The 12,320-nt window shown below is 72.9% G+C and carries 9 protein-coding genes; 4 read left to right on the forward strand and 5 right to left on the reverse strand.

Features of this window, described 5'->3' with window-relative positions; translation table 11 throughout:
• Position 1: 1 nt before the first annotated feature.
• A complete protein-coding gene (locus MY526_RS02770) occupies positions 2-1,207 on the forward strand; it encodes an ATP-grasp domain-containing protein (RefSeq protein ID WP_436703184.1) in 1,206 nt (401 codons plus the stop codon).
• A gap of 375 nt (positions 1,208-1,582) precedes the next feature.
• Here MY526_RS02770 and MY526_RS02775 read toward each other — a convergent pair whose 3' ends face one another.
• Both MY526_RS02775 and MY526_RS02780 read right to left on the reverse strand, forming a co-directional pair.
• Entirely contained in the window at positions 1,583-1,753 is a 171-nt protein-coding gene (locus MY526_RS02775) for a hypothetical protein (RefSeq protein ID WP_436703185.1), read from the reverse strand.
• Positions 1,754-2,103: 350 nt separating this feature from the next.
• Positions 2,104-2,733: a DivIVA domain-containing protein gene (locus MY526_RS02780; protein ID WP_436703186.1), complete on the reverse strand. Its 630-nt coding sequence runs from the start codon at positions 2,731-2,733 to the stop codon at positions 2,104-2,106.
• Positions 2,734-3,548: 815 nt separating this feature from the next.
• Here MY526_RS02780 and MY526_RS02785 point away from each other — a divergent pair.
• Complete coding sequence (locus MY526_RS02785) at positions 3,549-3,746, forward strand: hypothetical protein (RefSeq protein WP_436693734.1); 198 nt, start codon at positions 3,549-3,551, stop codon at positions 3,744-3,746.
• A 588-nt stretch (positions 3,747-4,334) separates the two neighbouring features.
• Here MY526_RS02785 and MY526_RS02790 read toward each other — a convergent pair.
• Positions 4,335-5,867 carry a flavin-containing monooxygenase gene (locus MY526_RS02790; RefSeq protein ID WP_436703187.1) on the reverse strand — a complete coding sequence of 511 codons (1,533 nt, stop codon included), beginning with the start codon at positions 5,865-5,867 and terminating at the stop codon, positions 4,335-4,337.
• Between the two features lie 498 nt (positions 5,868-6,365).
• Positions 6,366-8,078 carry a substrate-binding domain-containing protein gene (locus MY526_RS02795; RefSeq protein WP_436703188.1) on the reverse strand — a complete coding sequence of 571 codons (1,713 nt, stop codon included), beginning with the start codon at positions 8,076-8,078 and terminating at the stop codon, positions 6,366-6,368.
• A 391-nt stretch (positions 8,079-8,469) separates the two neighbouring features.
• Between MY526_RS02795 and MY526_RS02800 the strand changes: the two genes are divergently transcribed.
• Together MY526_RS02800 and MY526_RS02805 are read left to right on the forward strand one after the other, a co-directional pair.
• Positions 8,470-8,763, forward strand: coding sequence for a hypothetical protein (locus MY526_RS02800; protein ID WP_436693732.1), 294 nt, complete (start codon positions 8,470-8,472; stop codon positions 8,761-8,763).
• Between the two features lie 191 nt (positions 8,764-8,954).
• Complete coding sequence (locus MY526_RS02805; RefSeq protein ID WP_436693731.1) at positions 8,955-9,530, forward strand: RNA polymerase sigma factor; 576 nt, start codon at positions 8,955-8,957, stop codon at positions 9,528-9,530.
• Positions 9,531-9,556: 26 nt separating this feature from the next.
• Here the strand turns inward: MY526_RS02805 and MY526_RS02810 are convergent, their stop codons facing one another.
• Positions 9,557-12,241 carry a CHAT domain-containing protein gene (locus MY526_RS02810; protein ID WP_436703189.1) on the reverse strand — a complete coding sequence of 895 codons (2,685 nt, stop codon included), beginning with the start codon at positions 12,239-12,241 and terminating at the stop codon, positions 9,557-9,559.
• Between the last annotated feature and the right edge of the window lie 79 nt (positions 12,242-12,320).

Raw genomic sequence — 12,320 nt, forward strand, 5'->3', positions numbered from 1 at the left:
CGTGGATGAGCTGATGCTGGTGGGAGTGGGCCGGATGGGGCGGCCCTATCTGGCCGCTGCCCGCCGTCTCGGGCTGCGGGTACGCGCGGTCGAGTCGGTCGCCCGGGCATCCGCCCTGGCCGGCGAGGTCGACGACGTCCGGATGTGCGAGGGCGATCTCGACGAGCACTGGGTGGCGGCGGCGGCGGCCGCCGCCGCCGCCGGCCGACCCGACGGCGTCGTGGCCTTCAGCGAACCCCAGGTGATGGCCGCTGCACTCCTGCAGGAGTCCGAGCGGCTACCCGGCCCGGGGATCCACGCCGCCGTCCTGTCGAGGAACAAGGCCCTGCAGCGCGGCACCTTCGCCGCTGCCGGAGTGCGCCAGCCGGACCACCTGCTCACCGACGACCTGCGCGCGGCCGCCGACTGGGCCGCCGCGAGGATGCCTGTCGTCGTCAAGCCGCTGTCCTCCTCGGGCAGTTCCGGAGTCGAACTGGTCACGGACGTCGACGGATACCTCGAGGTGGCGCGCCGGCGTGCCGGGGAGGGGCGGTTGCTGGTCGAGGCCGCCGTGGCCGGCCCCGAGTACAGCTGGGAGGCGCTGGTCCGGGACGGTCAGGTGTGGTTGTCCAACACGACCGCGAAGGAGACCACAGGCCCTCCGCACTTCGTCGAGGTGAGCCACCGGACGGGCATCCGCCTGGCGCCCGCGGTCGCGACGGAGGTCGAGGGGCTCGCCGCCGCCGTCCTCCGGGCGCTGCGGATGAGCACCGGGATCGTCCACCTGGAGTTCCGGCTGGCGGCGGCAGGCCCCACGCTCATGGAGGTGGCGGTCCGGACTCCGGGCGACTTCATCATGGACCTGCTGGGGCTGACCTACGGCGTGGACTGGTTCGAGCTCGTCGTTCGGGCCGCGATGGGGTTGCCCCTGCCGTCACCGTCGGGGCCCGTGCGGTACGCGGCGAGCTACCTCCCCGTCGCCGCCCCGGGGGTCGTCACACGGATCCGCGGGCTGGACGAGGTCCTCGGACACCCAGCGGTCGTCCACGCCGGCCTCATCGTGGCCGAGGGAGATGTCATCCGGTCGCTCCGCTCGTCCGCCCAACGGGCCGGGCACGTCGTGCTCGCCGCCGACACCCGGGAGGAGCTCGAGGTCGCGCTGGCCGAGGTCCGCAGCACCCTGGACATCCGGACGCGATCCGAGCGGGTGACCGCGCGGACGCGATAGCAAGCGGGAGCGGCCCCGGAACGGGAGCCGTGCCGTTGTGTGCTGCCGCGGAGAGGCAGACGGGCGGCTGCCGACCAGACGACCGCACCGGGGGCTCCGACAGGTGAGGACGACGAACCCGCCGTCCCGCGACGTCTCCCTACGCCTCCCACGGTCGACGAGGACGCAGTGGGCGGCGATCGCGTCAGTCACGTGGACGGGACGGGATCGGCCTGTTCCACGGCGTCGGCAGGGATCCCGCGCTGGTGACGCGCCCTCCCGCCATCCCCACCACCCTCGTCATGCTCCGACGAGCCGACGCTGCGCGTGGCGGCGTACTGGCTGAACGGCGCGGACCGGGGTCGGCCGGCCCTCCACCGGTTCCGGCGACGCCGGTCAGGCTGCCTCGCCGGCAGGTCGATCGGACTGATGGACGCGACCGCAGGGCATGCCCGAGGGGTCGGTGTACGTGACGCTGACCTGCTCGCGACGGACGCGGATGACCAGGACCGTGGCCGGGTCGTAGCCCAGTGCGTCGCAGAGGAGGGCGAAGAGGTCGGTGTCCATGTCTCTCCGGCTGGAAGGGGTGAGGGCGCTGGTTCGCCGATCGCCGACGCTGTGGTGAGGCGGAGGTCGTCGCTCCGACACGCCGGGACCGTTGCCGGTCGCGGAACGGCGTCCGCACGCCACTCAACCGCGATCTCATGGCCCAGCGGAGGCCGGATGTGTCGGAAGACGTCCGCCGGACGGCCTCGTGCCCGCACGTCACCGGGAGATGACAGGTCGCCGACCTGGAAGGTCGATGGCACCGGGCGTCGGGTGTACGGGAGGCGTTGCAGGACCGGCTTCTGCGGGGCGGTGGCCGCAGGCGCCATCCGCTGAGGCGGCCGACGCGCTCCTGTGGTGGGCGCCGCAGGTCAGGCGACGGCCCGGACGGCGACGTTGGCAGAGGCGGGTTCGGCCGCCGTCGCAGCCGACGCCACAGGAATGCGCTGCTCGAGCTGACGCTGCTGCTCCGACAGGAACGCCTGCATGACGTCGTGGCTCTGCCGCTCGAGACGGCTGAGCCTGTCGATCTCGGCCCGCAGTTGTTGCGCCTGCATCGCCAGGGGCGCCAGCTCGCGCTGCCGGCGCAGTTCCATCTCGGCCTCGATCCGGCCGCTCTCGACCTTCGCGGCCGCGATCATGTCCTCACGCTCCCGGTGCGCCCGGTCCCGGATCTCGTCCGCCTCGGCAGCCGCATCGGTCATGATCTGCTCTGCCATCTCCTCGGCTCGCGCCAGCGTGCGCAGCGCGCGGGCGGCAAGACCGGGCTCACCGGCGCGTTCGTCGGCACCCGGCGTGGACACGGCCGCACCCGGCCTCGGTTCCTCATCGGCAGCAGCTGCCGCCGGGGCTGTCGTCGTCGGCTCTCCCGCCCGGGCAGCGAGCACCTCGGCGAGGTCCGCCTGCAACCGGTCGAGAAAGGCGTCGACGGCCTCGACCTTGTAGCCGCGGAACACGATGGGGAACGTCTGGGCCTCGATGTCAGGAGGCGTGATGCTCACGTCAGGTTCTCCTCGGGGTTTGTTCGGGCTGCTTCACACATCCGTCGTACAGGTTGGAGCGCGCCGACCCGTCCGTGATACGCAGGGCCGGACGGTCGACTGGCGGTCAGGGCTGACGTCGGCCGGCTCTTCGCGACCCCATCGAACGGAATCGCTCACCGGAGCGGCACACGGCAGAGCGTCGCCGGAGTCGCTCTCTGCGCGAGGGGTGCAGAGGTGGATCGGCTGAGCCGTCGAGGCCGGTATCAGGGGACCCCTGGGAGGCGTCTGTCAAGCAGATCCGCTCGGACGCCTGACTCGGAGCAGCCGCCCCTCGGGGCCACCGCTCGGAGCTCCGCCACCCGGCGGCGTGCATGGCGCCGTGTCGCCCACCCTGCACCTCCTACGACGGCTGAGGCATCAGGAGAGACCGGTGAACACCTGCGATCCTGCCGACGGCATTCGCTTCGTCCACATGGCTCGGCAGATGGATCCGTACTCCATTCCGCTGGAGTGCGGCCGCACGTGCGCCAGGCTGCCCACCGGATACGCCAACCTGTCTCCGCGCACCTGCCTGCGGCACCGCCGGTCCCCTCGACGGGGAGTTCCGCCCACACCCGATCCCGTGCCCTCCGATGCGACCGCAGAAGTCGCGCAGTGGTGATCGTCCGGGTCGCCCCCGCTGCGTCTCTCCGCGAGTACCCCGTCGCGGGGATGTGGGACCGCGTCCGGCGGCTGGGACCGGAGCCCCGCCCCGCTCTCGAGGCGACGCCGAGAGGGCCGATGCGCTGTCGCTCTGCTGACCCCGATCACCTCATCGACACCCGGGAGCCGTCATGACCGCCCTCATCGAGGATCTCCGCACCGACCTGGGAATCGACTTCGCCGGAGCCTGCCAGGAGCTCGCCCGGGCCCGGGTCCGACAACAGCGGAAGGACACGCCGCAGAACCGGGCCGCCGTCGCCGATTGCCTCGTGCGGATCGACCTCGTCCTCGACGTCTACCTCGAGATGTGGGGTCACGGCCGACGATGAGGACGGGGCCGGCGCGAATCGGCCGTCGCACCACTGAGATGTCCGCGGTTCGCCGTCCCGCATCGTGCGGATCCCCACCACGTCGCCGTCGGCGCCTCCCCGGGATCCCTGGCGACGTCCCCTCGTTCCTGACGGGAGCCAGGCGCCGAGCCCGGGCTCAGCCGGTTCACAGCAACCGATGCTGAACTCCCCTGCCCCTCTCGCCGGGAGACGGCTGGTCGCGGCCGCCGCTGACACCCACCGCCGGACGGGACGGGTGCCGTTCGTGCACGCGCCGTCGTCAGCGGGCCGGTGAAGGGAGCGGCGCCGGACACCTGGCAGGCGGCCACCCCCCTTGAGCCTCCTCGGGCGTCATCTCCCAGACGCGCGGGGACCCCGTGTCCAGGACGCCAGCGTCCGGTCTAGGTCGCTGTCCGCGGTCCTCCCCGTACGGGTGCCGGCGGCTCGCTGCGTGGGCCGGCGAGATCCTCGGCGTCCGCGGTGGTGACGTCGCCGACGTGCCAGCCCGCATAGCCGCCGTCGCGGTCGTCGTCACACCGGTCCGCGTACGGCTTGAAGCCCCCGATGTAGGGCATGAACACTCGCGGCTTACTGGAGACGTTGGCGCCCAGGTACCAGGAGTCGGCTCGGGGGAACAGCGTGGCGCGCGCCGCTTCGTCGACGCGCCGGGTCCACGCCTGCGCGGCGTCCGCCCGTGCCTCCACCGGTGCGGATCCCGCGTTGCCCGCAGTGCGCCAGGAGTTCCATCAGCCAGTTCACCTGCTGCTCGGCGGCGAGAGGGAGATTGGAGAGGCCGGCCGGGCTGCCCGGGCCGGTCAGCACGAACAGATTGGGGAAGCCCGGCACCCCGAGCCCGAGATGGGTGAGGGGGCCGTGCGCCCAGGTGTGCGCCAGCACGTCGCCGCGCGGTCCCCGGACGTCGATCCGGGTCAGTGCGCCGGTCATGGCGTCGAAGCCGGTGGCCAGCACGAGGACGTCGAGATCGTGTGACGCACGCGCGGTTTCCACGCCGCGCTCGGTGATCCGCACCATGGGATCGCGGCGCAGGTTGACCAGTTCCACGTTGCCGCGGTTGAAGGTCTCGAGGTAGCCACTGTCGGTGCAGATGCGCTTGGCCCCCACCGGGTGACCGCTCGGCAGCAGGTCCTCGGCGGTCTGTGGGTCTCGGACGATCTCTCGGACCTTGCGTTCGGCGAACCGCCGGGCGGCCTCGTTGATCTCCGGGTCGACGGCCTGCCCGTCGAACGTCTTCCCGAAGAGGACGCCGCCCTCCCGCCACCGGGCCTCGAACGCGGCCAGGCGCTCGGCCTCGTCGATCTCGGCATACTGCTTGTGGTAGGCGACGTGAGGTGTCCCGGCGAGGCTGGCCCAGGACCGCCGGCGACGCTCCGGATAGGCACGCTGGATCTCGTTCCACTCGTGCGGCGCGAACCGGCGGTTGAGGACCGGCACGGTGTAGTTCGCCGTCCGCTGGAACACCGTCAGCCGGGCGGCCACCTCGGCGACGAGCGGGATCAGCTGGACGCCCGACGACCCGGTGCCGATGACGCCCACCCGACGGCCGGTCAGGTCCACCTCCGTGTGCGGCCACCGCGACGTCTGCAGGAGCAGTCCGCCGAAGTCGTCGAGGCCCGGGACATCCGGCCTGTTGGGGGCCGACAGGCTGCCCGTGGCGAAGACCAGCCACCGCGCCCGGTGACACTCGCCGGTCTCAGTCGTCACCGTCCAGTTGGCGTCAGTGCCGTCGAAGGCCGCCGCCGTCACCCGGCGGTCGAAGCGGTAGTCGCGGCGGAGGTCGTAGCGGTCGGCGACGTGCTCCGCGTAACGGAGGATCTCCGGCTGGGTGGCGTAGCGCTCCGACCAGGTCCAGTCCCGCTGGAGATCCTCGTCGAAGGAGTACGAGTAGTCGATGCTCTCGACGTCGCACCGGGCACCCGGATAGCGGTTCCAGTACCAGACCCCGCCGACTCCGGACGCGGCCTCGAGGCCCAGCACCGAGAAGCCGTGCCGCCGCGCCTGGAGGACGGCGTACATGCCGGCGAAGCCGGCTCCGACGACGAGGACGTCCACCGCTCCGGACGCGACCTGGCCGTCGTCACAGGTCCTGGCCGGTGTGCTCATGAGCGGACCTCCTCGTCCGGTCGGTACGGCGTCTCCGGCACGCCTGCGCCGGACGTCCGGGCTCGCGGGGGCGCGATGTACTGCTGCCCCTCGGGGCACAGCGGGCCGCGGCCGGCAGTCACCACCGCGGCGGCCCGTGCGGGTTCCTGCAGCCGGCTCCGAACCATCTCCGCGGTGACCACCCCCGGACCCGATGCCGCGCGCCTCGTCGCACCACCCGAGGCGGAGCTGCAGTCGGCCGGGGCCGGTGACGAGACGCCGGACCGTCCGGTCGGGGTTGCCGCCGCCGGATCAGGCGACCCGATGCGGCGCGGCGATGTCATGGCGGGGGCCGCCCGCCGGTGGTCGGTGATCTCCCGGACCCGGCGTGCCGGGGGGCTCGTCATGGTCTCCGCTCTCCGATCCACGCGGTGTCTCGTCGGGCCTGCAGCGCCGCGGTCGATGTCCCCGAGACACCGACCGCGGCGCACGGGCGCGACGCGACCGTCCTCGACGGGTTCAGCCGTCGGTCATGGGGACGCAGTTCGGCCGGCAGGCCCGCTGGCCGACCGCGTCGAGGAAGATCTGGCGGATCTCATCCGGGCTCGTCGCCCGGTAGGCGGCGCCACCAGTGGCCTGGCTGATGGCGGCGAGCGCGTCGATCCCGCTCTCTGCCCCGTAGGCGATCGTCATCACCGGCACCGCCCGTCCGTCGGACTGCTCGGCGCGGAGTGTGGCCAGCAGCTGATCCAGCCCGATGCCGTCGTCGTCGGTGTCCTCCCCGTCGGTCAGGATCACGACCGCATTGACCCGCCCGGGGTCCCAACCGGCGCGAACCGCGCGCACGGCAGCGAGCGTGGTGTCGTACAGGCCGGTGCCGCCGTTCGTGACCGGCTCCAACTCCCCCAGGGCCCGGGCGAGCAGCTCGCGCCCGTTCGGTTCGGTACCGGCGAGCGGTGTGATCGGGAGCACCTCCCGGTAGTCGGAGATGGCGCTGACGTCCTCGGAGAACGCCCAGAGCCCGATCTGGCTGGAGTCGGGGAACAGGGCGAGGCCCGCGGCCGCGGCGCGCATCGAGAGCTCGATCCGGGTGCTTCCCCCCGCCTCCGGGACGACGGCGGCCATGGACCCGGAGACATCGACGACGGCGAGCAGACGAGAGTCCCGCCGCAGGACCTCGAGCACCCGCACCGCCTCGTCCGCCGTCGCGACGTCCGGGACGGCCACCGTGCCCGGCTGGGAACCATCGATCCCGTGGTCAGCGGTCAGGCCGCCGCCGACGCCGTCCGCCCCGCGGAACCCGGCCTCGCGGAGTCGATGCCGGCCGCCGACAGCCTGCAGCGCGGCGAGCAGCCGTCCGGCGTCCGATGCGGTCGTCCCCCCGGCTGTGAGGTCGACGAAGGGATGGTCGAACGGAGTCGCCGCCGGAGACGGGTAGACGGCGACCGGCTCGGGTGGGAGGCCCGGGCGAGCGTCGCCCGGCCGGGGATCGTCCTTCTCGTGCTGGGCCCACACCGCCTGCTCGCTGACGGGCACGGCGACGTCCGCTCCGACCGGCGCGCCTCCCGTAGCCGTCCCGTTCGTGCGCAGCCCCCGCAGGAGGTCCGTCACCGTCGCCCGGCCATCCGGCCCACGGTCGGCGGTCGCTCTCAGCGCCAGGAGGAGCCCGACCGTGGCGGGAGCTGTCGGCCCCTGCGAGACGTCCAGCACCACCTGGCGACCTGATGCGGCGCTGACCAGGGCGTCCCAACCGAGCGGGCCGTCGGCACCGGCCAGCGCGTCGTGGAGAGACGACGACACCGCCAGGACCAGCGGACTGGACGCGATGCTGGGGTGCTGTGCAGGCTCGAGGAGGTGACTCGCGGCGGCGCGTTCCACCCACAGGGAGGACGTCGGGATCCAGACGTCGGGGGGCTTCGCCCCTTCCTGGACCAGCGCACTCAGGACGTCGGGATCCTCCTCGGCCCGCACACGCGCTCGGATGCACCCGTTCGAGTCCCTGAGGTCATCGACGGACTCGGCCACCGCCAGGATGACGGGCGCGATGTCCGGCGACGCAACCACGTCCAGGGGTGGGCGCGCGTCGTCGCAACCGGCCGGCGTGCGGGCCGTCTGAGCAATCGCTCCCCCACCGCCCAGCGCAGCGACGGCGACGGTGACGGCGACCAGCAGGACGCGGGTGCGCGGCCGGCGACGCGGGACGATGAGCGCGTGACGGGCTCGTGACGGCACGGCGAACTCCTGGTGGATCGACTGCCGGGGCCGGGCGGCACGGCCTCGTGGTCGGCCGCCTCACGGATCTGAGCCGTGGTCGGGATCCCAGATACGTCGTGTGCTCTGGACCGGCGGAAGGGCTCGATAGCCCTCCGTCCTGTCGGGAGCTCGGGCACCTTCGCCGAACGGACCGGCCCCGGCCGCCGTGCACGGGGAGAGGTGGCACGGCCGGTCGCCCTCCGGCGGTTCCGGCGTATCTGCCAGGGGGACGCGGCCTCCTCTAGAGCACCGGGGCGCACTCGTCCCGGGCAGGTGGGCGGGCACGGGTACGCCCCCGCACGGCGTCCAGGCTCCCCAGGCAGCAGGAAGACGGTCCACACCGTCGTCCGCGATCGAATCGAGGACTCTCATGAACGAAGCGCTGTCCCTGCAGTCCACCCCGTTCGACGACCTGAATGCGGAGGAGAAGAGCGAGTACCTCCACGTGCTCGCCGATGTCGTCGCGGACATCGAATCTGAATTGGCACGGGCGAAGGCCGAACGGTCCGCACTGGTGAGAAGTCTCCAAGCGGACCTGGAGCGGGACCTCGATGAGTTCTGCCGCCCGACGGCGTCCGGTGCCGTTCGGGTGTCGGAGGGCCGGCCGCGGACGCCCGGCTCGCGCTGCTGTCAGGGACGGATGACCCCGGCGAACGTGCCGTAGGCCCGTCCGGCAGAACCGAATCGACTCCGGCGGCACGGGCGAGCAAACCGCGTGTCGCTCCCGATCGCCGATGGCCGTTCTCGAGACCGGCGACCCCGGTGCGAACGGAGTCGCCACGACCGTCGAACCCAGCATCCGTGCCACTAGGCTGGCCCGAACTGTCACAGCCCCGGTCGAGAGGGGGTGGACCGTTGGATCACGACAACGAAGACAATCCCGTCGCCTCGCTGGTTGCGGCCGCCATCGACGGTGACACTGCATCCTGGAACGCGCTCGTCGACCGGTATTCGCTCCTGGTGCTCTCGGTCGTCCGCCGCTACCGCCTACAGGGCAGCGACGCTGAGGACGTCGTCCAGACGGTGTGGTTGAGGCTGGTCGAGAACCTGCGTCTCATCCGGCAACCCGAGGCGCTGCCCGGCTGGATCGTCACCACCGCGCGCAACGAGTGTCTGCACGTGCTGAGAGGACGCCGGTACGTCGTGCCTGCCGATCTCGGGGAGGAGGCGTGGCCGGAGGGAACCGGTACACCTGCCGTCGAGGCGAACCTGCTGGAGAGCGAACGGCACGAGGCCCTCCTCATGGCCCTGGCCGAGCTGCCCGGACGGCAGCGGGCTCTCCTCCTGCTGCTGATCGAGGACCCGCCGCTGTCGTACGAGGAGATCAGCCGCCGCCTGGGCATCCCCATCGGCAGCATCGGCCCCACCCGGGCCCGCGCGCTGGCCCGGATCCGTACCTACCAGGCGGTGCAGGCGCTGCTGAACGCCTGAGTCCACGGGTGCCGGGACCGGCCGCCTCACCCGGCCCCGAGACACACGAACGCAGCGGCCGCAGCCCAGCCGGCGGAGTCCTCGGCGTCGAACCCCGCCTGGGCGGCCGCCAGCGCCTCGGACGGCGGGTGACCGGCCCGCAACTTCTCGTGGTACGACCGCATCAACGACACCGTCGCGGCATCGGGGACCGGCACGACCGGCGCGACCAGCGTCGCGGTACCGCCGCCGAGCAGGGCGGCGCCGAAGCCGAGGAGTTCCTCACCGGCGACGATGTGCGGCCGACCGGTGTCACAGGCGGCCAGCACCACGTGGTGCGGTGCCTGGGCCAGGCGCTCCAGCTCGTACACGGTCAACGGACCGTCCGCCAGCGTCAGCGACGAGAACAGCGGGTTGTCCGAGCGCACGTTGCCGTGCGCGGCCAGGTGCAGGACGGCCGCTCCGTTCATACGCGCCAGCAACGTGGGGGCGGTCGCCACCTCTTCGGACAGCAGGACGGACCCGGGGTACAGCGCGGCGATCGTCGAGGCCTCGATCGTCGCGCCCGGCAGTCCGGGACCGGCCACGACCACGACCGGAGCGTCGTCGGGAGGCCGGGGGCGGCTGACCGCCTGGTGCCACATCGTCGCCGACGGGTTGACGCTCACCGGCCGGCCATGGCAGGACGCCAGCACCGACCACGGCAGTGACTGCAACGCTCCGGTCGGAACCACGACGAGCGGGCGATCCCCCACCTCGTGTCGCAGCGGCCGCAGCAGCAGGTCGTCGAATGCCGTGGCCGCACGCTGGAGCACGGCCGTGGCCGCGGCCTCCCGACCGGTCGAAGCGGCCCGGGGCTTGACCAGGCGGTGCAGCGCAAAGGGCACGTGCGTCAGCACCTGTCGCACCGTCTGGGCCCGGCCGAGGAAGTGCAGCCGGGCGCGCCCCCCGGCGACGGTCACGGCATGCAGATCACCCTCCAGCTCGACGTACTCCACGAGGGCGGCGTCGCCGAGGGGGCCGGTGAGATCCGCCACGGAGTGCCGGAGCGGCCGGCGCTCGGCGCTCTCACCGGCCTGGAGCGTCCGGCAGCAGTCGCGGATGCGTCGCTCCAGGAGGACCTGGTGGGCGACCAGCGCATCGTCGGCACGGCCGGCCCCGCGGGCCTCCTCGATCTCGGCCATGGTCGACCGGAGGTCCGCCAGGTTGCCGGCGAGTTCCGGGTGCTCGGGTGGCTGGGCGGGGCGGAGCCGCAGGGCACTGGCTCGCGCTCGTTCAGCCCACCAGATCACCCGCCGCGGATCCTGGTCCTCGATCGCCATCCGCAGTCCCAACCGGGCGAGCGATCCCCGCTGCAGGCTGACGTGTGCGCGCAGCTCGGTGGCCCCCAGGGTGGCCTGGTAGTCCTCGACGATGCGCAGCCCCGCCCGCAGCGCCGACAGCGCGGCGGCCTTGCGTCCGTCCGCGCGGCGGAGCAGCGCCTCGGCCAACCAGGCGCGGACACGTGCGTCGGCCGGGCCGGAGTGCCGGGCACGGCTGGCCATCGACAGGTGGCGCCGGGCCGCGCTCCGCCGGCCCTGGTCCAGCGCGATCCGGCCGGCCAGGACCCGCGCCTCCAGCGCCGGGACCTTCCACTTGGCCGCCTCCAGGGCCTCGGCCACGCGTGCGGCCCGCTCCGCACTGGTGCCGGTGGGATCGGCGGCCACCTGGGCCTGTAGCCGAGCGAACCGAGCGAGTGCCAGGAGGTTGGTCCGCCCCAGCCGGTGCAGACCCTGGATCGCCGCAGTCGCGCTGTCACAGGCCGTGGCGGCATCCCCCTGCACGAGCGCGACGGTCGACAGGAGCAACTGCGCTTCGGGCAGGCGGACCTCACGCTGTTGGTTCCGGTACGCGGCGACCGCGGCCTCGGCGATCGTCCGCGCCTCGTCGAGCAGCCGCACCGACAGCAGCACCTCCGCCCGGTCGACGAGCAATGACGCCTCGACGAGCCCGAACCGGCGGTAACGCTCGTCGGCAGCGTCGAAGTGCCGCAGCGACGCCGGCACGTCGCCGCGCTTCGCCTTCACACAGCCCAGGTTCTGCTCGGCGAAGGCGCCCAGGAGGTCCAGGTCGTGCTCGACGCAGAGCCGGAGTGCGTCCACCAGGTCCGCCTCGGCAGCGGCGAAGGCACGTCGCGAGGTCTGGATCAGACTGCGGTTCGACAGCGCGCGGGCGGCCCACTCGGCGTCGCCGGCCTGCCGGAGCACCGGCAGGGCACGGCGCACCTCATCCAGGGCGGCGTCGTCGCGACCGAGCTCCTGCAGGATGGCCGCCCGCTGGACGCGGGCCCGGGCCGCCTCGACGCCCTCGAGATCCGGGAGCACCGCCTCCATCTCGCGCAAGGCCTGACCGGACTGCCCACGCACGACCAGGGCCGCGGCCAGGCTCATCCGCGCCTGAGCCACCCGGTGCCGGGACCGGGCACGCCGTCCGGCCGCCACGGAAGCCCGCAGATGGGTCAGGGCCGCCTCGATCTGGCCGAGATTCATCGCGGCGACGCCCAGCGCCCGCTCGGCCATGCTGACGACCTGCCAGGCACCGCTGCGCCGGGCCGGTTCCAGGATGGCGGCGCCGATCGCTCGTGCCTCGGTCGGCCGCAGCCGGGACAACTGCAGCGCCTTGACCGCAGACGCCTCCAGGTCCGTGTCGACGCCGGTCCGAGGGGTCGTGCGGACGTCACGCACGGAACTCACCCCATGACGGTGCGCCCGCGGCGAGGGGCGAGTCAACGGGTCATGGCGTGTCACGGGTGTTCGTTCGTACCCGTCGACC

Source organism: Geodermatophilus sp. CPCC 205761 (genome assembly GCF_051383655.1).
In the GTDB taxonomy this organism is placed as follows: domain Bacteria; phylum Actinomycetota; class Actinomycetes; order Mycobacteriales; family Geodermatophilaceae; genus Geodermatophilus.